Source organism: Mycobacterium neglectum (genome assembly GCF_002591975.1).
GTDB classification, from domain to species: Bacteria; Actinomycetota; Actinomycetes; order Mycobacteriales; family Mycobacteriaceae; genus Mycobacterium; species Mycobacterium neglectum.
Map to the genome: position 1 here is coordinate 211,013 of NZ_NVQE01000001.1, position 20,944 is coordinate 231,956.

General features: G+C 65.6%; 26 protein-coding genes. 7 read left to right on the forward strand and 19 right to left on the reverse strand.

The window, feature by feature from the left end; translation table 11 throughout:
• Positions 1-3 precede the first annotated feature (3 nt).
• Positions 4-552, reverse strand: a complete 549-nt coding sequence (locus CSQ99_RS01000; protein WP_099037166.1) for an adenylate kinase — start codon at positions 550-552, stop codon at positions 4-6.
• Positions 549-1,886, reverse strand: a complete 1,338-nt coding sequence (secY, locus tag CSQ99_RS01005) for a preprotein translocase subunit SecY (protein WP_099037167.1) — start codon at positions 1,884-1,886, stop codon at positions 549-551. The genes CSQ99_RS01000 and secY overlap by 4 nt, the downstream gene beginning before the upstream one ends.
• A gap of 272 nt (positions 1,887-2,158) precedes the next feature.
• Here secY and CSQ99_RS01010 point away from each other — a divergent pair, with 272 nt between their 5' ends.
• The 3 genes from CSQ99_RS01010 to CSQ99_RS01020 are packed head-to-tail and all read left to right on the forward strand — an operon-like array spanning position 2,159 to position 4,901.
• The gene (locus CSQ99_RS01010; protein WP_099037168.1) at positions 2,159-3,094 is read left to right on the forward strand and encodes a class I SAM-dependent methyltransferase; all 936 of its coding nucleotides are present in this window, start codon (positions 2,159-2,161) and stop codon (positions 3,092-3,094) included.
• Positions 3,091-3,996 (forward strand): SAM-dependent methyltransferase, encoded by a 906-nt coding sequence (locus CSQ99_RS01015; RefSeq protein WP_099037169.1) that lies wholly within the window; start codon positions 3,091-3,093, stop codon positions 3,994-3,996. The genes CSQ99_RS01010 and CSQ99_RS01015 overlap by 4 nt, the downstream gene beginning before the upstream one ends.
• A 5-nt stretch (positions 3,997-4,001) precedes the next feature.
• Positions 4,002-4,901, forward strand: a complete 900-nt coding sequence (locus tag CSQ99_RS01020) for a class I SAM-dependent methyltransferase (protein WP_099037170.1) — start codon at positions 4,002-4,004, stop codon at positions 4,899-4,901.
• On the opposite strand, the gene CSQ99_RS01025 is transcribed toward CSQ99_RS01020, so the two are convergent.
• Complete coding sequence (locus CSQ99_RS01025) at positions 4,891-6,234, reverse strand: xylulokinase (protein ID WP_099037342.1); 1,344 nt, start codon at positions 6,232-6,234, stop codon at positions 4,891-4,893. The two genes, CSQ99_RS01020 and CSQ99_RS01025, sit on opposite strands and share 11 nt — an antisense overlap.
• Positions 6,235-6,264: 30 nt before the next feature.
• Between CSQ99_RS01025 and CSQ99_RS01030 the strand changes: the two genes are divergently transcribed.
• Positions 6,265-7,242, forward strand: a complete 978-nt coding sequence (locus tag CSQ99_RS01030) for an NAD(P)-dependent oxidoreductase (RefSeq protein WP_099037171.1) — start codon at positions 6,265-6,267, stop codon at positions 7,240-7,242.
• Entirely contained in the window at positions 7,239-7,895 is a 657-nt protein-coding gene (locus CSQ99_RS01035) for an L-fuculose-phosphate aldolase (RefSeq protein WP_099037172.1), read from the forward strand. Before CSQ99_RS01030 ends, CSQ99_RS01035 begins: the two co-directional genes overlap by 4 nt.
• 6 nt (positions 7,896-7,901) lie before the next feature.
• Here CSQ99_RS01035 and sppA read toward each other — a convergent pair whose 3' ends face one another.
• From sppA to rplN, 12 genes are all read right to left on the reverse strand, one after another.
• Positions 7,902-9,698, reverse strand: coding sequence for a signal peptide peptidase SppA (gene sppA / locus CSQ99_RS01040; RefSeq protein ID WP_099037173.1), 1,797 nt, complete (start codon positions 9,696-9,698; stop codon positions 7,902-7,904).
• A gap of 32 nt (positions 9,699-9,730) precedes the next feature.
• On the reverse strand, positions 9,731-10,087 hold the full coding sequence (locus CSQ99_RS01045) for a DUF732 domain-containing protein (RefSeq protein WP_099037343.1): 357 nt from the start codon (positions 10,085-10,087) through the stop codon (positions 9,731-9,733).
• A gap of 121 nt (positions 10,088-10,208) precedes the next feature.
• Positions 10,209-10,697: a 50S ribosomal protein L15 gene (gene rplO, locus CSQ99_RS01050; protein ID WP_099037174.1), complete on the reverse strand. Its 489-nt coding sequence runs from the start codon at positions 10,695-10,697 to the stop codon at positions 10,209-10,211.
• Between the two features lie 2 nt (positions 10,698-10,699).
• The gene (rpmD, locus tag CSQ99_RS01055; RefSeq protein ID WP_083124674.1) at positions 10,700-10,879 is read right to left on the reverse strand and encodes a 50S ribosomal protein L30; all 180 of its coding nucleotides are present in this window, start codon (positions 10,877-10,879) and stop codon (positions 10,700-10,702) included.
• A gap of 3 nt (positions 10,880-10,882) precedes the next feature.
• A complete protein-coding gene (rpsE, locus tag CSQ99_RS01060) occupies positions 10,883-11,551 on the reverse strand; it encodes a 30S ribosomal protein S5 (RefSeq protein WP_176560808.1) in 669 nt (222 codons plus the stop codon).
• A gap of 25 nt (positions 11,552-11,576) precedes the next feature.
• Complete coding sequence (gene rplR, locus CSQ99_RS01065; RefSeq protein WP_176560827.1) at positions 11,577-11,945, reverse strand: 50S ribosomal protein L18; 369 nt, start codon at positions 11,943-11,945, stop codon at positions 11,577-11,579.
• A gap of 47 nt (positions 11,946-11,992) precedes the next feature.
• Complete coding sequence (gene rplF, locus CSQ99_RS01070; RefSeq protein ID WP_099037177.1) at positions 11,993-12,532, reverse strand: 50S ribosomal protein L6; 540 nt, start codon at positions 12,530-12,532, stop codon at positions 11,993-11,995.
• Between the two features lie 23 nt (positions 12,533-12,555).
• Positions 12,556-12,954 (reverse strand): 30S ribosomal protein S8, encoded by a 399-nt coding sequence (gene rpsH, locus CSQ99_RS01075; protein ID WP_099037178.1) that lies wholly within the window; start codon positions 12,952-12,954, stop codon positions 12,556-12,558.
• A 124-nt stretch (positions 12,955-13,078) separates the two neighbouring features.
• Positions 13,079-13,264 (reverse strand): type Z 30S ribosomal protein S14, encoded by a 186-nt coding sequence (locus tag CSQ99_RS01080; protein ID WP_006245130.1) that lies wholly within the window; start codon positions 13,262-13,264, stop codon positions 13,079-13,081.
• Positions 13,265-13,268: 4 nt separating this feature from the next.
• Positions 13,269-13,832 carry a 50S ribosomal protein L5 gene (rplE, locus tag CSQ99_RS01085; protein ID WP_099037179.1) on the reverse strand — a complete coding sequence of 188 codons (564 nt, stop codon included), beginning with the start codon at positions 13,830-13,832 and terminating at the stop codon, positions 13,269-13,271.
• A 1-nt stretch (position 13,833) separates the two neighbouring features.
• The gene (gene rplX / locus CSQ99_RS01090) at positions 13,834-14,151 is read right to left on the reverse strand and encodes a 50S ribosomal protein L24 (protein ID WP_099037180.1); all 318 of its coding nucleotides are present in this window, start codon (positions 14,149-14,151) and stop codon (positions 13,834-13,836) included.
• The gene (rplN, locus tag CSQ99_RS01095; RefSeq protein ID WP_014209128.1) at positions 14,152-14,520 is read right to left on the reverse strand and encodes a 50S ribosomal protein L14; all 369 of its coding nucleotides are present in this window, start codon (positions 14,518-14,520) and stop codon (positions 14,152-14,154) included.
• Between the two features lie 269 nt (positions 14,521-14,789).
• Here rplN and CSQ99_RS01100 point away from each other — a divergent pair, with 269 nt between their 5' ends.
• Entirely contained in the window at positions 14,790-15,386 is a 597-nt protein-coding gene (locus CSQ99_RS01100; RefSeq protein ID WP_099037181.1) for a class I SAM-dependent methyltransferase, read from the forward strand.
• 15 nt (positions 15,387-15,401) lie between these two features.
• Here the strand turns inward: CSQ99_RS01100 and CSQ99_RS01105 are convergent, their stop codons facing one another.
• The 4 genes from CSQ99_RS01105 to CSQ99_RS01120 form a co-directional block, all read right to left on the reverse strand.
• Entirely contained in the window at positions 15,402-16,280 is an 879-nt protein-coding gene (locus CSQ99_RS01105) for a formylglycine-generating enzyme family protein (RefSeq protein ID WP_099037182.1), read from the reverse strand.
• Positions 16,281-16,283: 3 nt separating this feature from the next.
• Positions 16,284-17,000, reverse strand: coding sequence for a hypothetical protein (locus CSQ99_RS01110; RefSeq protein ID WP_099037183.1), 717 nt, complete (start codon positions 16,998-17,000; stop codon positions 16,284-16,286).
• 82 nt (positions 17,001-17,082) lie between these two features.
• The gene (locus CSQ99_RS01115) at positions 17,083-19,434 is read right to left on the reverse strand and encodes an arylsulfatase (RefSeq protein ID WP_099037184.1); all 2,352 of its coding nucleotides are present in this window, start codon (positions 19,432-19,434) and stop codon (positions 17,083-17,085) included.
• Between the two features lie 54 nt (positions 19,435-19,488).
• A complete protein-coding gene (locus CSQ99_RS01120) occupies positions 19,489-20,172 on the reverse strand; it encodes a DUF2306 domain-containing protein (RefSeq protein ID WP_099037185.1) in 684 nt (227 codons plus the stop codon).
• Positions 20,173-20,228: 56 nt separating this feature from the next.
• Between CSQ99_RS01120 and CSQ99_RS01125 the strand changes: the two genes are divergently transcribed.
• Positions 20,229-20,930, forward strand: a complete 702-nt coding sequence (locus tag CSQ99_RS01125) for a TetR/AcrR family transcriptional regulator (RefSeq protein WP_099037186.1) — start codon at positions 20,229-20,231, stop codon at positions 20,928-20,930.
• Positions 20,931-20,944: the final 14 nt, after the last annotated feature.

Below are 20,944 nucleotides of genomic sequence, written 5' to 3' on the forward strand. Positions count from 1 at the left end.
GGCTTACTTTCCGAGCGCTCGTAACGCCCGGGCGAAGACCTCGTCCAGCGCGCCGACCGCATCGACGGTCTGCAGATTGTTGTGCGAGTAGTACTCCAGCAACGGCTCGGTCTCGTCGCGGTACACCTGCATACGGTTGCGGATCACGTCTTCGGTGTCGTCGGCGCGGCCGCGGGCCGACAGGCGCGTGAACAGCTCGTCCTCGGAGACAGCGAACTCCAGAACGGCATCGAGCTTGGTGTTGTGGTTCTTCAGCATCTCGTCGAGTGCCTTGGCCTGCTCGACCGAGCGCGGGTAGCCGTCGAGGATGAACCCCGCAGCCGCGTCCTCGTGTTCGATCCGGTCCTCGACCAGCGCATTCGTGAGGGTGCTCGGCACCAGGTCGCCGGCATCGAGGTAACGCTTGGCCTCGATCCCCAGTTCGGTGCCTTCGTTGATGTTCTTGCGGAACAGGTCCCCGGTCGAGATCTGCGGGATGCCGAGCTTCTCGGAGAGCTTCTGCGCCTGGGTTCCTTTGCCCGCCCCGGGCGGTCCGAGTAGAACGACTCTCACTTGAGGAACCCTTCGTAGTTTCTTTGCATCAGCTGGCTCTCGATCTGCTTGACGGTATCCAAACCGACACCGACCATGATCAGAACCGCAGTACCGCCGAAGGGCAGATTCTGTACCGAGCCGGTGTTGCCGATCTGCAGGAACAAGTTGGGCAACACAGCGATGACACCCAGATAGATCGAGCCCGGCAGGGTGATCCGGTTGAGCACGTATCGCAGATAGTCAGCGGTCGGCGCGCCTGGGCGGATACCGGGGATGAACCCGCCGAACTTCTTCATCTCGTCGGCACGTTCTTCGGGGTTGAACGTGATCGACACATAGAAGTAGGTGAAGAAGATGATCAGTCCGAAGTAGACCGCGATATAGGCCGGATCAGCCGGGTTCGTGAGGTATTCGGCAATGAACCTGGAGAAGCCGCTGTTGGCCGCATTCGGGTCACCGCTCGTGATGAGCTGGGTGATCAGGTGCGGGATGTAGATCAGCGACGACGCGAAGATGACCGGGATGACGCCTGCCTGGTTGACCTTCAGCGGCAGGTACGTCGACGTTCCGCCGTACATTCGCCTGCCGACCATGCGTTTGGCGTACTGGACCGGGATGCGTCGCTGTCCCTGCTCCACGAACACCACGCCGACGACGATGCCCAGGGTCGCCAGGCAGACCATGGCGAACACGAGGCCGCCACGGCTGTCCAGGATGGACTTGCCCTCGCCCGGCATCGCCGACGCGATGCTGGCGAAGATCATCAGCGACATACCGTTGCCGATACCGCGCTCGGTGACCAGCTCGCCCATCCACATCACCAGCGCGGCGCCTGCGGTCATGACCAGCACCATGACCACGAGGGTGAAGATGTTCAGGCCCTCGCTCTGGCCCTCGATGATGTCCAGGGTGCAGCCCTGCAGCAGACCGCCGTTGGCGGCCAGCGCAACGATGCTCGTGGATTGCAGCAGAGCCAGCGCGATCGACAGATAACGCGTGTACTGCGTCATCTTCGTCTGGCCGGCCTGGCCTTCTTTGCGTAGCTGCTCGAAACGTGGGATGACGACCGTCAGCAACTGGACGATGATGCTGGCGGTGATGTACGGCATGATGCCGACCGCGAACACCGAGAGCTGCAGCAGCGCGCCGCCGGAGAACAGGTTGATCAACGAGTAGACCTGCCCGGAGGCGCCGCCGCTGACCTCCGCGATGCACTGCTGGACATTCGGGTAGTTGACGCCGGGCGACGGAATCGAGGCGCCCACCCGGTACAGAATGACGATGCCGAGGGTGAAAAGGATTTTTCGCCTCAGGTCGACTGTCCGCAGTGACGAGATGAAAGCCGAAAGCACTCTTCCTCCTGCGCAGCCGACCTGTGACTAGCGGCATGCAAATGTGGCTGGTCTGACCAGCGGGTTCTGGTTAAGTCGGGTGTGTATCCCCGTCAGGCGCGCAGCCTGCGAAGTCACGCGTCAAACAGTCTACGAGACTAACAGTTGCAGCTCCTTTGCCCTGCATCACGCTGCCAGGATCGGGGCTCACAGTCCCTTCTCAGCTCGGGAACATACCGTGGGCCTCATATCGTTATATCCACTAAGTAAATGACTTGATTGAGGGGCTATTGATGGCAAGGACTGACAACGACACCTGGGATCTCGCATCGAGCGTCGGCGCGACGGCCACGATGGTCGCCGCGGCGCGTGCAATCGCGACCACTGCCGACGATGCGCTGATCAACGATCCGTTCGCCGAACCACTGGTGCGTGCGGTCGGCGTGGACTTCTTCACCAAGCTCGTCAGTGGCGAACTGCGCGCCGAGGATCTCGACGCCGACGACGCATCCGTCGGGATGGCGCGGATGACCGACAACATGGCGGTGCGGACCAAATTCTTCGACGAGTTCTTCGCGGCCTCTGCGGCCTCGGGCGTCCGGCAGGCGGTCATCCTCGCGTCCGGTCTCGACTCCCGGGCCTACCGGCTGGCGTGGCCTGCGGGCACGACGGTCTACGAGATCGACCAGCCCGAGGTCATCGAGTTCAAGACCAGGACGCTCGCGGATTTCGGCGCCGAGCCGACCGCGGACCGCAGGACCGTCGCGGTGGATCTTCGCTTCGACTGGCCGTCGGCACTGATCGCCGCGGGGTTTGATCCGAGCCAGCCCACCGCGTGGAGCGCCGAAGGCCTTCTCGGCTACCTGCCGCCGGAGGCCCAGGACCAGCTGCTCGACACCATCACCGAACTCAGCGCCATCGGCAGTCACGTCGCGGTGGAAAGCACACCGGGCATCGATCCCGCGGCCCACGAGAAGGCGATCGAGAGGATGCAGGAGGCGGCCCAGCAGTGGCGGAGCCACGGCTTCGAACTCGACTTCGCCGACCTCCTATATCTCGGCGATCGCAACGAGGCGTCCACCTACCTGGCCGATCGCGGCTGGCAGATCTCTTCGCAGAGCGTCAAGCAGCTGTTGCGTGAGAACGGCCTGCCCGAAATCACTGAAGCGGACGAGGACGTCGCGCGCTTCGGCGACCTGCAATATGTCAGCGGCATACTCGAGTCATGAGCCGAACGGACGGGGACAGCTGGGATCTGGCGTCCAGCGTCGGCACCACCGCCACGATGGTCGCCGCGGCGCGCGCGGTGGCCAGCCGTGAGCAGGACCCGCTGTTCGACGACCCATATGCCGCGCCGCTGGTGCGCGCCGTCGGCCTGGACTTCTTCACCAAGCTCGTCGACGGGGAGGTCGAGTTGCCCGACGACGGTAATCCGGGCGGCCCGGCGTTCCTCGCCACCTCGATCGCGGTGCGAACGCGGTTCTTCGACGACTTCTTCACCGACTCGGGCGCGGGAGGGATACGGCAGGCGGTGATCCTGGCGTCGGGCCTGGATTCGCGCGCCTACCGGCTGGAGTGGCCCGACGGCACCGTCGTGTACGAGATCGACCAGCCGCAGGTCATCGAGTTCAAAACCGCGACGATGACGTCGATCGGCGCACCCCCCGCCGCCGAACACCGCACGGTCGGCATCGACCTGCGGGAGGACTGGCCGAAGGCCCTGCGCGACAGCGGCTTCGACGTGAGCCAGCCGACGGCGTGGAGCGCCGAGGGTCTGCTCGTCTATCTGCCGCCGGACGCGCAGGACCGCTTGCTCGACGACATCACGGAGCTCAGCGCACCGGGCAGCCGGCTGGCCACCGAATATCACCCGGACGCCGCCGCGAGCATCGGCGCACGGCTACAAGACATGAAAGACCAGTGGGGTGACGCCCCCGTCGACCTGGACATCACGAAGTTGTTCTACGACGGTGAACGCAACGGTGTGGTCGACTACCTCACCGACCACGGCTGGCAGGTGTCCGCCCGTCGCCGCCCAGACGTATTCGCCGGCTACGGTCGCGTGTTTCCCGATACCGAATCGCTGGTACCCCTTCGCGATTCGCTCGCCGTCATAGCAACCCGAAAGTAGAGATCATGGCACGCACCGACAAGGACTCGTGGGATCTGGCATCCAGCGTCGGATCGACCGCGACGATGGTGGCCGCTCAGCGAGTGCTGAGCAATCGTGAGGGCCTCATACACGACCCGTACGCCGAACCGCTGGTCCGCGCTGTCGGCCTCGACTTCTTCGTCCGGGCGCTCGACGGTGAGATCAATCTCGACGACGTCGACCCTCGGTTCAACATGCGCCGCGCAGCGGAGGGAATGGCGGTCCGCACACGCCATTTCGACACGCTGTTCACCGATGCGGCGGCCGCCGGCGTGCGTCAGGCCGTGATACTCGCCGCCGGTCTGGACGCGAGAGCCTACCGATTGGGGTGGCCCGCGGGCACCACCGTCTACGAGCTGGATCAGCCCGAGGTCATCGCGTTCAAGGGCGAGACGCTGGCGAAATTGGGCGCCGAACCCGCTGCCGACCGTCGGCCCATCGCCGTCGACCTCCGCGAGGACTGGCCGAAAGTGCTTCGGGACAATGGCTTCGATCCCACACAGCCAACAGCGTGGATCGCCGAGGGACTGCTCATCTATCTGCCGCCCGAGGCGCAGGATCTGCTGTTCGATCGGATCGACGAACTCAGCGCGCCTGGTAGTCGTGTCGCCACCGAGCACATACCGGACATCAGCGCATTCTCCGACGAGAGGTCACAGGAGATCGCCGATCGGCTCAAGAAATACGGCCACGACATCGAAATGTCGGAGCTGATCTATCACGACGAGCGCAATGACGTCATCGACTACCTCACCGCGCACGGTTGGGATGTCACGGCCCAGACGATGCGGGATGCCTACGCCGCCAACGGGTTCGAGTTCCCCGAGGATAGCGCGATGGGCTTCTTCGCAGACATGAGCTACCTGTCCGCCATCAAGCGTTAGGCGCACCCGCTGTCGCGAGTTCGAGGAATCTGGCGTAGCGGTCTCCGACGGCGTTCGTCCACGCAGGATCCGGGTCGACGACTCGATCGACCGACGCCCACCGCGCGGCATCGCTGACCGACGATTCGAGTCCAGCCGCCATCCTGCCCAGATACGCCGCGCCGAGCGCAGCACCTTCGGCGACGCCGGACACGCTCACGGGCAGTCCGGTGGCGTCGGCGATGGCCTGCATCCAAGGCGCGACGCGCGTGCCGCCGCCGGTCGCGACGATGCGCGTCGCCCGGGCACCGCTCATCTCGATGATCTGCCGCACAACGAATCCCGACGCCTCGAAGGCCGCCCGTCGCACCGAGGCGCCGTCGTGGGTGAGGTCCAACCCGTCGAGCACGCCGCGGCGATCCGGATCGTGCAGCGGCACACGTTCACCCCGCAGGTACGGCGACCACACCGGGACCCGCCCGGGGTCGACGTCGCCGGCCGGCCCCACGAGGCGGTCCACCCAGCCGAGGAAAAGACCGCCGGCGTTACTCGGCCCGCCGATCTGAAGCTTGCCTGCGGCGGTATGGGGCAGCGTCCACAAGCCGGGAACCTCGCGGAACTCGCCGCTTGTCACCCACACGATCAGAGTCGTGCCGCACAACACCAATACGTCGCCATCCTGATCGGCGCCCGCGACGAGCTGTTCACACACCGCATCGACGGCTCCGACGCCCAACGCGCAGTCCGAGTCCCGCACCCGGCCCGCCGCGGCGCCCGTCGTCTCCACGCGCGGCATGGCCGCCGGTGACGCACCGCAGTCCGCGCAGACCGTCTCACTCCAACCGGTGCCGTCGAAGAGCGGATAGGCGGTGCTTGCGGTGGAGTTGTCGATCATCGCCTCGCCCGCCAGAGCATGATTGGCCACCGCCATCGCGGGCCAGTACCCGTGTGCGCCAGGTGCCTCCCCCGCCGTCCAGCGCAGGAACTCGACCGCCTCACCGGAGAGGAACGTGGTGTCCGGACCGGTGGCCGAATGGCCACGGACGTCTCCATAGAGCAGGCCCGGCGTCAGCGGGCGCCCGTCGTCGTCGACGGCGGTCAGGGACGGCACCATCGCGGTGACCGCCACCGCCGCGGCATCGGGTCGGCACAAGTCGGCCAGCGCTTTCAGGGCATGCGCCGGGCCATGGCGCCACGCCTCGTCGGCGTCGTGCTCGAGCCGATTCGGCGCGGGGACCCGCAGCCGGTGTGGAATCCGCACCCTCGCGGTTACCTGGCCGTCCTCATCGGCGGCGACGGCCTTGACGGCGGTGGTGCCGATGTCGATGCCGATCGTCAAGGCTTTTGCTGACACGAGCGCCACCGTACGTCAGCATGAACAACCGTGAGCCGACTTCGCGCCCTCGTGACGGCACCCCTTCGCGGTCCGGGTTTCGACAAGCTGAAGCAATTGTTCGACGTCGTCTACGACCCGTGGATCGAGCAGCGCCCGCTGCGCATCTACTCCGCCGAGCAGCTCGCGGAGCGCGCAAGGGCCGAACAGGCCGACATTCTTGTCGTGGAGGGTGATTCGGTGAGCGGGCCGGTATTCGACGTGCCGTTGCGAGCCGTCGCGTCCACCCGCGGAGACCCCAACAACGTCGATATCGCGGGGGCGGTCGCGGCGAGTGTCCCAGTGCTGCATACGCCCGGCCGCAACGCCGACGCCGTCGCGGAGATGGCGATCGCCCTGCTCTTTTCGGCCACTCGCCATGTGTTGACCGCAGACGCCGATGTCCGCGCCGGCGAGGTGTTTCGTGACGGCACCATCCCCTACCAACGGTTCCGGGCGCCCGAGATCGCCGGGTTGACGGCCGGTCTCGTCGGCCTTGGCGCGGTAGCGCGAGCGCTGCGGTGGCGGCTGCAAGGACTCGGTGTGACGGTGATCGCCTACGACCCCTACCACGACGAGGCCGGCCACAGCCTCGACGAACTGCTCGCCGAGTCCGACATCGTCTCGCTGCACGCGCCCGTCACCGAAGACACCGTGGAGATGATCGGCGCCGACCAGTTCGCAAAGATGCGCGACGGCGCGGTGTTCCTCAACACCGCTCGGGCCCAACTGCACAACACCGACGCACTGGTCGACGCGCTGCGCAGCGGGAAGATCGCCGCGGCAGGACTTGATCACTTCGTCGGCGAGTGGTTACCCGTAGACCACCCGCTGACGGGTATGTCCAACGTCGTACTCACGCCACATATCGGCGGGGCCACGTGGAACACTGAGGCACGACAGGCGCAGATGGTGGCCGACGATCTCGAGGCCGTCCTGTCGGGGCGCACGCCCCAGCACATCGTCAACCCGGAGGTGCTGACCTCGTGAAATTCGTCGCCGACCCCGAAAACGCGGTGCTGGCAGCCGCCAAGGACATGCTGCGCCGCGGTCTCGTCGAGGGCACAGCGGGCAACATCTCGGCAAGGCGCGAGGACGGCAACATCGTCATCACGCCGTCGTCGGTGGACTACGCCGACATGGCACTCGCCGACCTCGTGCTCGTCGACCGCTACGGCAGCGTACTGGAGGCCAAGGACGGCAGGGGCCCGTCGACGGAGATGGAGCTGCATCTCGCGTGCTACCGCGCGTTCGACGACATCGGCAGCGTGATCCACAGTCATCCCGTGTGGGCCACCATGTTCGCGGTTGCGCACCAGTCGATTCCGGCCGCCGTCGATGAGTTCGCCGTGTACTGCGGCGGCGAAATCCGGTGCGCCGAGTACGCCGCATCAGGCACGCCCGATGTCGGACACAACGCCGTGAAGGCATTGGAAGGCAGGGCCGCAGCGCTCATCGCCAACCACGGTCTGGTGGCCGTCGGGCCGCGGCCCGACAAGGTGCTGCACGTCACCGCGCTGGTTGAGCGCACCGCGCAGATCGTATGGGGTGCAAGGGCTCTGGGCGGCCCGGTGCCGATCCCCGACGAGGTCAACAAGAACTTCGGCGCCGTCTACGACTACCTTCGCCAGAACCCCATGTGAGCTCGGCTAGAAGCGGTACTCGCCCAACCAGAGCGCGCTGACACCGGTGAGTGATCTGTCGGCCTGGCTGAGTACCCCCGCCACCGAGCGACCCACCAGGACGGCCAGCGCCTCAGGCACCGAGGCGGCCGCAGGCTGCGACGAGGGCTTGGGCCTGAGCATGTCCATCAACGATGAGCCCGGGTAGTTGATCAGGCGCACGTCGTCGTCGGGGTCCAGTCCGGACAGCACCTTGGCTCTGTTGATCGCGGTCCGGAGCCCGCCGAGCTCGTCGACCAGGCCGTGTTCCAGCGCGTCGGCCCCTGTCCACACCCGACCGCGGGCGACCGCATCGACCGCCTCAACCGTCATGGTGCGGCCGGCGGCGACCCGCTCGACGAAATCGGTGTAGAACAGGTCGGCTTCGGCCTCGACATGCGCGTGCTGCGCGTCGGTGAACGGCTGATTGATCGACCATGCGTCGGCGTTGGCGTTGGTGCGCACCGAATCCGAGCCGACTCCGAGGCGGTCCTTGAGCTCACGGGCGACCAGCTTGCCGGTCACGACGCCGATCGAGCCGGTGATCGTTCCGGCGTTGGCCACGATCGCATCGGCGGACATCGACACGTAGTAGCCGCCGGAAGCCGCGACGGCACCCATCGAGGCGACGACGGGCTTCCCGCTGTCACGGACCCGATTCACCTCGCGCCAAATGGTTTCCGAGCCGGTGACCGATCCGCCGGGGCTGTCGACGCGCAGCACGATCGCGGAGACGGAATCGTCGGCCGCTGCCTCGCGCAGCGCCGCGGCGATGGTGTCGCCGCCTGCGCTCGAATTGCCGATCGGCAGCACCTGCGGTCCGCCTCGGCCGCTGACGATCGGGCCGTGCAGCGTGACGACGGCAATCGTCGGCTTACCCTTGCGCCCGGGCACCGGCGGCATCGGTGGCGACGGCCGCGAAGCGGTGGCCTTCGCGTAGCGCGACAGATACAGCCGGGGCGGCGCATCTTCGGAATCCGCATCCCCTGTTTCGGGTGAAATACCTGGTGCGCCAACGAGTTCGCCAATACGGCCGTACGCCTCGTCGCGGAATCCGATTCGGTCGATCAATCGGCCGATGACGGCATCGTCGCGCAGCAGCGGCGCCTTGTCAGCGAGCGCGTCGACCTCGGAGGACTCGAGATGGCGCGAGTCGGCGACCGCCTGCCACACCTGGGCCTGCAGGCTCTCGATCAGTCTGCTGTCGGCCTCGCGGTGCGAGTCGGTGTAGCTGTCCTGGGTGAAAAGGTTTGCGAAGGACTTGTATTCGCCGCGCGCGATGAACTGTGCCTCGATACCCGCCTTGTCGAGTGCATCACGCAGGAACATCGCATTGGTGGCGAAGCCGACCAACCCGACCGTGCCGGAGGGCTGCATCCACACCTCGCGAAACGCCGATGCGAGGTAGTACGACAGCGTGCCGGGGTAGGTCTCGGCCCACGCCAGCGAGGGCTTGACATCACTGAATGCCGAGATCGCCGCGCGCAGCTCCTGTACCGGCCCCGCCGTCGCGGCGGGCAGCTGGACTCGCGCGATCAGCCCGGCCACTCTCGGATCGTCGGCGGCTCGGTGAATCGCCGCGACGGCGTCACGCAGCACCATCGGCCTGTTACCGACGTTGATCAACGCCAGCGGGTCGAATCCGCCGGTCTCCTGCGGCTCGGCCAGCAGATCCAGTTCCAGCACACACCCGTCGGGGACTCCGCGGTGTCGGGCGGTGTCGACACGCCTGCCGAGCGCGCGAAGGTCGTCGATCCCGGGGATACCGGGAAGAAATGCGAACATCCTCTGAGTCTACGGACGCCCGTGCCAGGGGTTCAGCGCCCGATGAACCGGCCGAATTGCGGGCAGTACACGATCACCGAGGCCTGCATGAACCCCACTGCCTGCTCGCGACTGAAGTTACTGTTCTGCAGCGTGCCGACGATGCCCCGGACCACCGGCACCGGGTTGGGGTTCTGCGCCAACTGCTGAGTCATCGCGTCGCACACGGATCGCCCCATGGCGGGGATGTCGGTTTGGGGACTCGCCTGGATTCCCAGGGAGCTCACCGCCTCCTCGAACCGTTCGTCATTCGTCTGGGCGTTCGCTGACTGCAGTGCTGCGGTACCGCCGAACATCGCGAGACCGGCGGCAACCATCACAACGGTGATGGCGCGGCGGGCAGTGGTCATGTCAGCTCCTGAAGTTTCGACACGCGCAATGTAGATCGCACCCGCGCCCACATGCGTTACCGCATTCGGCGAACGCAAGAGCCCCCACCGTAACGGCAGGGGCTCTTGTCGACAACTCGATCTACTGGTCGGTCGCGGACCCGCGAGCACCGTCTGTGGATGATCCGCCCGCGGCTTCTGTACATGATCCGCCCGCAGCTGTGATCTTTTCGCGTGCGCTGCCGCTGAACTTGTGAGCGGTGACGTTGACCTTCACGGTCAGCTTGCCGTCACCGAGCACCTTGATCAACGAGTTCTTGCGTACCACGCCCGATGCCACCAGTTCCTCGACACCGACATCGCCGCCCTTGGGGAACAGCTTGTCGAGGTCACCGACGTTGAGGACCTCGTAGGAGGTGCGGAACCGGTTGCGGAAGCCCTTGAGCTTCGGCAGCCGCATGTGGATGGGCATCTGGCCACCCTCGAACGTCGCCGGGACGTTCTTGCGCGCCTTGGTGCCCTTGGTGCCGCGACCGGCGGTCTTGCCCTTGGAGCCCTCACCGCGACCGACACGGGTCTTTGCGGTCTTCGACCCCGGCGCCGGACGCAGGTCGTGCAGTTTGATTGTCATTGCTAAACCTCCTCTACCTCAACGAGGTGGTGGACGGTCTTGATGAGTCCACGGGTCTGGTCGTTGTCCTCACGCACGACAGACTGCCTGATCTTGCGCAGTCCGAGGGTCCGCAGGCTCTCGCGTTGCTTCCAGCGCGCGCCGATGGTGCTGCGCACCTGGGTGATCTTCAGCTCTGCCATTTCTTAAGCCGTTCCTTCACGCGCGGCCGATGCGGCGACCGCTTCAGCTTCGCGTCGCGCCCGCAGCATGCCTGCCGGAGCGACGTCCTCGAGAGGCAGGCCACGTCGGGCCGCGACCTCTTCGGGACGCTGCAGCAGCTTGAGCGCGGCAACGGTGGCATGCACCACGTTGATCGCGTTGTCGCTGCCCAGCGACTTGGCCAGGATGTCGTGCACGCCAGCGCATTCCAGCACCGCGCGGGCCGCACCGCCGGCAATCACACCGGTACCGGGGCTGGCCGGGCGCAGCATCACCACGCCCGCTGCGGCCTCGCCCTGCACCGGGTGGACGATGGTGCCGCCGATCAGCGGAACCCGGAAGAAGCCCTTGCGCGCTTCTTCGACACCCTTGGCGATGGCCGCGGGGACCTCTTTGGCCTTGCCGTAGCCGACACCGACCATGCCTTTGCCGTCGCCGACGATGACCAGTGCGGTGAAGCTGAACCGCCGGCCACCCTTGACCACCTTGGAGACACGGTTGATCGCCACGACGCGCTCGATGTAGTTGCTCTTCTCGCCGCTATCGCGGCCACCACGGCCACCGCGGTCGTCGCGACGACCACGTCCGTCGCGATCACCGCGACCGCCACCGCGGTTGTCCTGCGCCGGAGCGGCGCCAGCCTGCTCGGCCATCATGCAGTCCTTCCGTAACGAATCATTAGAACTTCAGCCCGCCTTCGCGCGCTGCGTCAGCCAGTGCCGCGATGCGTCCGCCATAGGTGTAGCCACCGCGGTCGAACACCACCGCGTCGATCCCTGCGGCCTTGGCCCGCTCGGCGATCAGCTGACCGACCCGCACGCTGTGGGCCTTCTTGTCGCCGTCGACCGCGCGCACATCCGGCTCGATGGATGACGCCGCGGCCACGGTGGTGCCGTCCAGGTCGTTGATCAGCTGCACGTGGATGTGTCGCGCCGACCGGTTGACCATCAAGCGCGGCACCTCGGCCGTGCCCTCGATCTTCTTACGCAGCCGGGCGTGCCGACGCAGTCGTGAGACCCGCCTGGCCTCGGACACGCTCTGTCCCACCGGCTTACGCGCCGCTGTCGCGGCTTCTTTTGTCTTGGTAGCCATTACTACTTACCTGTCTTTCCGACCTTGCGGCGGATCTGCTCACCCTCGTAGCGAATGCCCTTGCCCTTATAGGGATCGCTCTTGCGCAGGCGGCGGATGTTCGCCGCGATCTGGCCGACCTTCTGCTTGTCGATGCCGGTGATCGAGAACTTCGTCGGTGTCTCCACCGCGAAAGTCACGCCCTCAGGGGCGTTGATCAGCACCGGGTGGCTGTAACCCAGGGCGAACTCGAGGTTGCTGCCCTTGGCCACCACGCGATAGCCGACACCGAAGATCTCCATCTTGATGGTGTAGCCGTCGGTGACCCCGGTGACGAGGTTGGCCACCAGCGTCCGCGACAACCCGTGCAACGAACGGTTGCGCCGTTCGTCGTCCGGCCTTGCCACCACGATGGCGCCGTCGTCGCCGCGCGACACCCGGATCGGTTCGGCCACCGCCAGTTCAAGGGTTCCCTTGGGACCCTTGACCGAGACGTTCTGGCCGTCGATCGACACGTCGACCCCGGCGGGAACCGGGACCGGTTGCTTTCCAATTCGCGACATATCTCTTTACGCTGCCTCTCCCGCTACCACACGTACGCGAGGACTTCGCCGCCAACGCCCTCTCGGGCGGCCTGGCGGTCGGTCCTCAGACCCGACGACGTGGAGATGATCGCCACGCCCAGACCGCCGAGCACGCGCGGCAGATTGGTGGACTTCGCGTAGACACGCAGACCGGGCTTGCTCACCCGGCGCAGCCCCGCGATGCTGCGTTCACGGCTCGGACCGTATTTCAGTTGCACCACAAGCGACTTGCCCACCCGGGCATCCTCGGTGTGGTAGTCGGTGATGTAACCCTCGCGCTTGAGGATCTCGGCGATGTTGGCCTTGATCTTGCTGTGCGGCAGGGACACCTCATCGTGATACGCCGAATTGGCGTTGCGCAGACGTGTCAAGAAGTCTGCGATCGGATCCGTCATGGTCATGACAGCCGGTTCACCTTCCTCGCGGCGGTTCCCACTGGGTTAATCCCTTTGGGGCCTACCGCAACCTTTTTGGTTAGTAGTTGTTGGGCTGACTAGGGCTTAGCGCTCTTCGCGCAAGCGCTCATCACCAGCTGGACTTCTGCACACCCGGCAGTTCGCCGGCGTGCGCCATTTCACGCAGGCAGATGCGGCAGAGCCCGAACTTGCGGTAAACCGCGTGTGGGCGTCCGCACCTGTTGCATCGGGTGTACCCGCGCACCTTGAACTTGGGCTTCTTATTGGCCTTGTTGACCAGAGCCTTCTTTGCCATCTGTTCAGTTCTCCTTGAACGGGAAGCCAAGTGCACGCAGCAGCGCGCGGCCTTCGTCGTCGTTCGTCGCCGAGGTGACGACGGTGATGTCCATGCCACGGGGCCGATCGATGTCGTCGATGTTGATCTCGTGGAACATCGACTGCTCGTTGAGGCCGAAGGTGTAGTTGCCGGTGCCGTCGAACTGCTTGGGGCTCAGGCCGCGGAAGTCGCGGATACGCGGCAGCGCGATCGAGGTCAGCCGATCGAGGAACTCCCACATCCGGTCACCGCGCAGCGTCACGCGCGCACCGATCGGCATGCCCTCACGCAGCTTGAACTGTGCGATGGACTTGCGGGCCTTGCGAATCTCGGGCTTCTGGCCGGTGATCAGCGCCAGGTCATTGACCGCACCGTTGATCAGCTTGGCGTCCCGGGCGGCGTCGCCGACACCCATGTTGACGACAACCTTGACCACGCCGGGGATCTGCATGACGTTGGCGTAGTTGAACTCTGATTGCAACGCGCCACGGATCTCTTCGCGGTAGCGCTGCTTGAGGCGGGGGATGGTCTTCTCAGCAGTCGTCATCTCAGATGTCCTTGCCGTTGGTCTTGGCGATGCGGACCTTCTTGCCGCTTTCTTCATCCGTGCGGTACGTGACGCGGGTCGGCTTGCCGTCGGAGTCGACGACCATCACGTTGCTCACGTGGATCGGCGCCTCCTGCGTGACGATGCCGCCGGACTGCGCGCCGCGCTCGTTGCGTGAGATCGCGGTGTGCTTCTTGATCCGGTTGACGCCCTCGACGAGGATCTTGTCCCTGGTCGGATAGGCCTGCAGCACCTTGCCCTTGGCGCCCTTGTCTTTACCGGAGACAACCAGAACGGTATCGCCCTTGTGGACCTTCATTTACAACACCTCCGGAGCAAGCGAGACGATCTTCATGAAGCGCTTCTCGCGCAGTTCACGGCCGACCGGGCCGAAGATGCGCGTACCGCGTGGGTCGTTGTCGGCCTTGATGATGACGGCCGCGTTCTCGTCGAACTTGATATAGCTGCCATCGGCGCGACGGCGTTCCTTGACGGTGCGCACGATGACGGCCTTGACGACCTCACCGCGCTTGACGTTGCCGCCCGGGATGGCGTCCTTCACGGTGGCCACGATGATGTCGCCGATGCCGGCATAGCGCCGCCCTGAGCCGCCGAGCACGCGGATGCACAAGATTTCCTTGGCGCCCGTGTTGTCGGCGACCTTCACCCGCGATTCCTGCTGAATCACTCGAACTCCTCGACCTGGTAAATGTGTGCACGGCAGATACCGACCCGACGTGCGCGGTCTTGCTGTCACCGAAGAGCACGCAGGGCCATCTCCTGGCGATGAGCGCTTGCGCGAAGAGCACATCAGAGCTTGGCCGAGGTCTGCCCAAGGCAACCCGTTGATTCTAGGTGACGACCTGCGAGGAACCAAATCGCCGCTGGTCGACGGAGGACCCCAAGATCACTGGAAGTAAGGGTACCCTAACTTCCACTGCGATCAGAGGAGTTTCAATGCCCACTACCTGGCTCGACAGCGTCCTTCGCCAAACCCGGCGCGTTGGGAGCTTTCCGTATCCATATTGGGCGGCCTTTCTCCTGGACAATCCGGTCCGACGGCTGCTCGCCGACCCTGCCGACCTCGCCGCTGCGCTCGAGCTGGCCGGCTCCGAAACAGTCCTGGAGCTCGGACCCGGATCCGGGTTCTTCAGCAGGGAGGTCGCGGGCCGCCTGCCCCGCGGCCGACTGGAGTTGTTCGACATCCAGCCCGAGATGCTGGCCAAGGCGCGCCGCAAGCTCGACGGCGCCGGTCATCAGAACGTCGGATTCAACAGCGGTGACGCCGGCGCGGGACTGCCGTTCGAAGACGACACGTTCGACGTCGCGTACTCGGTCAGCGTCATCGGGGAGGTCCCCGACAAACCGTCGTGCCTGCGGTCGCTGGCGCGCGTGATCAAACCCGGCGGACTACTGGTCTTCATGGAGGGGTTCCCCGACCCGGACCGGCTCGACGCCAACGAACTCCGCGGTCTGGCCGAACCCGAGGGTTTCCGCCTGCGCGATGCCGGCGGGACGATCGTGCGCGACATCGTGCGCTTCGAGAACGCCTGACATTCCGATCCGTCCCTAGACGTCGGCCACGCAACGGAACCCGATATGGGTGGTCGCGCTGTCCTGCGACTGCGGCGAACGTGCCGCAGGCCGGTAGCGGTGGCAGTACTCCGGTGCACACAGGTGCGATCCGCCCTTGAGGGCCTGGTTCACGGCAGGGTTCGCCGTCGTGGGCGGGGTACAACAGCCCTTGTTCTCGTCGAGCCGGTGCTGCGCCGCGAATTCCGTGGTCGTCCACTCCCACACGTTGCCGATCATGTCGACCAGACCGAAGGCGTTGGCTTCGAAGGTGCCGACGGGCGATGTGCCGGTCCAGCCGGCCGCACCCTCGTTGAGATAGGGAAAGCGGCCCTGCCATGTGTTTGCCATCAGCCGACCCTCGGGCGTCGCATCCTCACCCCACGGGTAGGTGGTGGTGACGCCCGCGCGTGCGGCGTACTCCCATTCCGCTTCCGTCGGCAGCCGGCGGCCGGCCCACCGCGCGTAGGCCGCGGCGTCGGGGTAGGCGACCTGCACCACCGGATGATCGAGTCTGTCGTCGATCCCGCTGTCCACTCCGAACGGCCGACGCCAGTTCGCCCCGGGCTCCCACTTCCACCACTGCCGCCAGTCCCGAAGGTCCACCGGACCGCTCGTCGGCTGGAATACCAACGCACCCGGCACCAAATCCTCCGGTGCCACACCCGGATAGAGCGCAGGGTCCATCGGCTGCTCGGCAACGGTGAGATAGCCGGTGGCATCGACGAATTCGGCAAACTGCGCGTTGGTCACGGGATGGCGTTCGACGGCGATCGCGGCGACGGTCGCGGTGTGCGCCGGCGCCTCTTCCGGATAGAACTGCGTCGAGCCCATGCGAAATGACCCGCCGTCAAGCTCGACGAGCTGGGTGAGCATGAATCAAGGGATTTCGATGGCGAAGTCGTCCATCATCGGGGAGGTGAACGGGTCAAAATCCGCACTGCCCTGCGGACCCTGCACGTGCACCACGACCAGGTAGTCGCCGGAGTTCGTCCAGACGTGAGCGACCCGGTCGCCGAACTCCACCGCCTGCTCGGGGGTGTCAGCCCACGAACCGAGCAGCTTCTGACCGCTGTATCCGCACAGGTCGGCGGGCAGGACGCTGACGCTGCTGATGGGCGACGCCGCCATCGCCTCGTCGGCGTACTGCTTGAATGCCGCCGCGGGATCCAGCGTCGTCTTGGCGATCGTGACCGTTGCCGAGATCCCGTCCGGCCCGGTCAGATTCGCGCCGACGTCACCGTCGCCTTGCGTCGTCGACCAGCCGGGTGGCAGCGCCACGGTGATTACCGGAGCCCCAGGATCCGCAACCGCTGCCGTCACACCCTCCGACGAAGGATCCGGCAGGGCACAGGTCACCGTCCCGGGGGCCACCGCGGTGCGTGTGGTGGGCAGGACGCCGGGTTCGGTGAGTTCGGCCTCCGGGGTCGGGATGGTCTTCGTTGTCTGCGTTGACGTCGCGATCGTCGACGGTGTCGACTCCGCGACCGACTCCACGGCGTCGGCGACGGGTTCGCCTTCACTGGCCTTGCCGCAGGCCGACACCAGCACGGTTGTCAGGCACAGTGCGGCGATCGCCGCCGATCGAGTTCTCATCGCTTCAGTCCTTCGCCTCGGTCAATCGCTTCAGTCCTTCGCCTCTGTAAATCGCTTCAGTCCTTCGCCTCTGTAAATCGCTTCAGTCCTTCGCAAAAGCGCGCGCGAACTCGCGCTCCAGATCCGCATACGGCTGACCGGACACATTGACGTTCACCTGAGCGATAGTGCCACCTGTGAACGCGAACGGGGCCCTATATGCCCGCGATACCGGCGATCCGGTGTTGCGGCCGACGCTCAGGGTGGCTCCTGCGAGTCCGAAGGTCCCCGGGTGGATTCTGATGTCCGCTCGGGACGCGACCTCGGTGCCGTCGATGTAGAGCGCCGCATCGCCCAGCGGCGTATGGCTGCCCTCGACCGTTCCGGTCCGCGTGTAGGCGACACCGAACGTGTGCTTTCCCACCGGGACTGCTTCCGGTGACGACAGCTCCTGCTCCTCCTCGCCGAGGAAGTTGTAGATGTAGTGCAGCCGCCCGTCCTGCATGAAGAGGACGTGCCCGCCGTGTGCGCCGCCGTGCTTGAACAAAACTCCTTCCGCGTCGGCGCGCTCGATCGTCACCTCGACCATCACCACGAACGAGCGCCCCTGGATCTCCGCAGCCGCTCCCATCCCGACGTCGGCGGTGCCGGGATAGTAGAAGTACGACTCGCGGGCACCGGTCAGGTATGGCCGCCACCGTGACAGGGTCTCGAGGATGTTCAGGTCCGACAACGGCAGGCCGTTGTACTTCTCGGCCTCGCTGAACCATATGGACTTGAGTTCTTCGAGCTTGTCGGCGTTCTCCGCAGCGACATCATGGCATTGGCTGCGGTCAGCCTCGATGTGGAACAGTTCCCAGCGGTCCTTGTCGAAGTTCGACCAACCGGCAGGTGACGCCGCATGCACGGTGTTGGCGAACCAACCCTCGTGCCAGATGCCGCGGGTGCCCAGCATCGCGTAGAACTGGGTGTCCTTACCCGTCGCAGCCTCCGGATCATCAAGGGCCACTTTGAAACTGACGCCGTCGAGCGGCTTCTGGGCGTAGCCCTTCACGGTCTCGGGCGGATCGATACCGAGCAGCTCGTACACCGTCGGGGTGATATCGCAGACGTTCACGTAGTTGTCGCGCACCTCACCATGGGCGGCGATGCCCGCCGGCCAGGAGATGATCGCGGTGTCGGCGATGCCACCCTCGTGCGACGCGTAGCGTTTGTACAACTTGTAGGGCGTGTTGAAGGCCATCGCCCAGCCGATCGGATAGTGGTTGTAGGTCTCGGGCCCACCCAGGTTGTCCATGAACCGCAGGCCCTCTTCCACGGTGTCGACGTATCCGTTGAAGAACTTGACCTCGTTGACCGATCCGTTCGGTCCACCCTCGCCGCTGGCACCATTGTCCGAGATGACCACGATGATGGTGTTGTCCAGTTGGCCGGACTCCTCCAAATAGTCCAGGATGCGGCCGATTTGGGCGTCCGTGTAGCTCAGGAAGCCGGCGAACACCTCGGCCATCCGGGAGAACAACCGCTTGTCGTCGTCGGCGAGCGAGTCCCATGGCCGCACGGTGTCCTGCACGGGCCACGGTTCCCCATTGGGCCCCTTGACATCCGCATACGGGTTGATCGGTGATAGCTCGGTGTCTGCCGGGACGATGCCGAGACGTTTCTGGTTCTCCAGCACGACCTCGCGGTAGCGCTCGTAGCCCATGTCGAACGTGCCCGCGTACCTGTCTGCCCACTCCTTGAAGACGTGATGCGGCGCATGGCCTGCGCCGGGACAGACATAGGAGAACCACGGCTTTTCGGGGGCGATCACCTTGGCGTCGCGGATGAATTCGATTGTCTTGTCGGCGATGTCCTTCGACAGGTGGTAGCCGTCCTCGGGCAGCCCTGGCGGTGCGACGGGATGATTGTCATAGACGAGTTCGGGATACCACTGGTCGGTCTCGCCGCCCATGAAGCCGTAGAACCGTTCGAATCCTCGCGATAGCGGCCAATGTCGTTTGGTGGATGCGAGATTGGATTCCTCCAGCGGAGTCAGATGCCACTTGCCGATGCAATAGGTGTTGTAACCGTTTTCGGCGAGGACTTCCGAAAGCAGCGCGGTGTCGTTGGGGATGCGTCCGTTGCAGCCCGGGAATCCGTCGGTGAACTCCTCGATCGTCGCCATGCCGACCGTGGTGGCATTGCGCCCTGTCAGCAGTGACGCCCGCGTGGGCGAGCACAGCGCGGTGGTGTGGAACTGCGAGAGCCGGACACCGCGCTCGGCGATGCGGCTCATCGTCGGCATCTGAACCAGACCGCCGAAGCAGTCCCAGGTCGCGATGCCGGTGTCATCCCACACGAGGTACAGAACGTTGGGTGCATCTTCGGGCGCGGTCGGTGCGGCGTAGGGACCCCAATCCGGTTCCGAATCCCGGATGTCGAGTTCGATCCTGCCGTTGAATTCCGTCGCCATCGCCGCCTCGTCCCGGTTCGCTGATCGCCGCGTGCTCGACGATCGCCGTGGAGATTACCCCGGTGATATGAGCTCAGACTGAGAAATCGGCGATGGTGGCGCTCCTCGCTTGCGGGTCAGCCACCACTGCACCGAGGCCAACGGAATCGTCCAACCCAGCCACGCACCCAGGCCGGCCACGAACCAGAGGTAGTGTTCCTCGTTACCGCCAAAGATACTGTCCTGCAACGGCTGCAGCGAAATGAACAACACCGGTGTCCAGATCCGGTTGGTGATCGTCGACAGCGCAACGGTGGCGCTGCGCACCATATGGACGCGGTGGTCGGCGAAGCGCCGCTGTCGCGCCGCGGCGAACCCGTTGATGGTGAACCACAACCACACCGCACCCAACAGCACATTGCTGACCGCCAGCAGTGGACCGAAAGGGGTGGCGGCCCCGATCACCATCGCCAGCGTCGCGGCCGGGATCGCCGCGGCGACATAGACGCGCCCGGTGCGACGGTGCAATGCCGGGTGGCGGCTGCGCAGCCGCGGCCAGACCTGCGCGACGGCGGTGACCATGGCCACGCTGCCGAACATCACGTGGGCGACCAGCAGCGGATAGTGCCACGCAAACGTCGCGGGGACGCGGGTGCCGCCCGTGAAGTACGGCGGCAACGAGAACAGTAGGAACGCGGCCACGATCACCGCGAGAACCGGGGTCAGCCATTTCGCGCGCGGCCGAAGTGCGTATGTCATACGCACAAAGCGTACGGCATACGCACCACCCCTGCAATCGCCTATGCTGGCACCAAATGAGCGATCCACTGCCCCGCGCGCTGGAGATTCTGTGGCAGGAGCCGAGTGCACCCCGACGCTCTTCAGGGCTGAGCCGGGAACGCATCGTCACCGCGGCCGTAGAGCTGGCGGACACCGACGGCCTTGGCGCACTGTCGATGGCCCGGCTGGCCGAGCGCCTCGGCTGCGGCACGATGTCGCTGTACCGGCACGTCGCCAACAAGGACGAGTTGGTGACCTTCATGCTCTCGACGGCGCCCGGACCGCCGCCCGCGCCCGCCGATCCCGCGGATTGGCGTGGTGCGCTGACGGATTGGGCGGCGGGCCTGTGGGATATCTACCACCGGCACCCCTGGGTCCTGGCGGCCGCCGCGGCGGGCCCGCCCGCGGATCCCGGCCAGTTGGCCTGGCTCAATGCGGGGTTGGCCGCACTCGCGGGGACGGGATTGCCCGAACGCGACAAACTCGCCGCCGTGATGGCGGTGCTGCACTTCGTTCGCGGCGCGGCGGCGTTGAACATCGAGGCGGCGCAGGTACAGGGCCCGGACTATCCGGTGCTGCTCCGGCGATTCATCGACGCCGAACGGTTCCCGGCGCTCGCTGCGGCGCTGGAAGCCGGCGTGTTCGACACCGCCGACGAGGATCACCTGGCCGACTTCCACTCGGGACTTGGGCAGTTCCTCGACGGGGTGGATGCGAGGATGCAAGCGCAGGGTTGACATGGGAGTATGCC

Coding starts and splice junctions, on each gene's coding strand:
- sppA (WP_099037173.1), bottom strand. CDS start 9,698: ATGTTCGCATTTCTTCCCGGTATCCCCGGGATCGACGACCTTCGCGCG.
- CSQ99_RS01120 (WP_099037185.1), bottom strand. CDS start 20,172: ATGACATACGCACTTCGGCCGCGCGCGAAATGGCTGACCCCGGTTCTC.
- rplE (WP_099037179.1), bottom strand. CDS start 13,832: ATGACGACTGCTGAGAAGACCATCCCCCGCCTCAAGCAGCGCTACCGC.
- CSQ99_RS01115 (WP_099037184.1), bottom strand. CDS start 19,434: ATGGCGACGGAATTCAACGGCAGGATCGAACTCGACATCCGGGATTCG.
- CSQ99_RS01125 (WP_099037186.1), top strand. CDS start 20,229: ATGAGCGATCCACTGCCCCGCGCGCTGGAGATTCTGTGGCAGGAGCCG.
- rpsE (WP_176560808.1), bottom strand. CDS start 11,551: ATGGCCGAGCAGGCTGGCGCCGCTCCGGCGCAGGACAACCGCGGTGGC.
- rpmD (WP_083124674.1), bottom strand. CDS start 10,879: ATGGCAGAGCTGAAGATCACCCAGGTGCGCAGCACCATCGGCGCGCGC.
- CSQ99_RS01105 (WP_099037182.1), bottom strand. CDS start 16,280: ATGCTCACCCAGCTCGTCGAGCTTGACGGCGGGTCATTTCGCATGGGC.
- rplX (WP_099037180.1), bottom strand. CDS start 14,151: ATGAAGGTCCACAAGGGCGATACCGTTCTGGTTGTCTCCGGTAAAGAC.
- rplO (WP_099037174.1), bottom strand. CDS start 10,697: ATGACAATCAAACTGCACGACCTGCGTCCGGCGCCGGGGTCGAAGACC.
- rplF (WP_099037177.1), bottom strand. CDS start 12,532: ATGTCGCGAATTGGAAAGCAACCGGTCCCGGTTCCCGCCGGGGTCGAC.
- CSQ99_RS01045 (WP_099037343.1), bottom strand. CDS start 10,087: ATGACCACTGCCCGCCGCGCCATCACCGTTGTGATGGTTGCCGCCGGT.
- CSQ99_RS01080 (WP_006245130.1), bottom strand. CDS start 13,264: ATGGCAAAGAAGGCTCTGGTCAACAAGGCCAATAAGAAGCCCAAGTTC.
- CSQ99_RS01015 (WP_099037169.1), top strand. CDS start 3,091: ATGAGCCGAACGGACGGGGACAGCTGGGATCTGGCGTCCAGCGTCGGC.
- CSQ99_RS01100 (WP_099037181.1), top strand. CDS start 14,790: ATGCCCACTACCTGGCTCGACAGCGTCCTTCGCCAAACCCGGCGCGTT.
- CSQ99_RS01010 (WP_099037168.1), top strand. CDS start 2,159: ATGGCAAGGACTGACAACGACACCTGGGATCTCGCATCGAGCGTCGGC.
- rpsH (WP_099037178.1), bottom strand. CDS start 12,954: ATGACCATGACGGATCCGATCGCAGACTTCTTGACACGTCTGCGCAAC.
- CSQ99_RS01020 (WP_099037170.1), top strand. CDS start 4,002: ATGGCACGCACCGACAAGGACTCGTGGGATCTGGCATCCAGCGTCGGA.
- CSQ99_RS01110 (WP_099037183.1), bottom strand. CDS start 17,000: ATGAGAACTCGATCGGCGGCGATCGCCGCACTGTGCCTGACAACCGTG.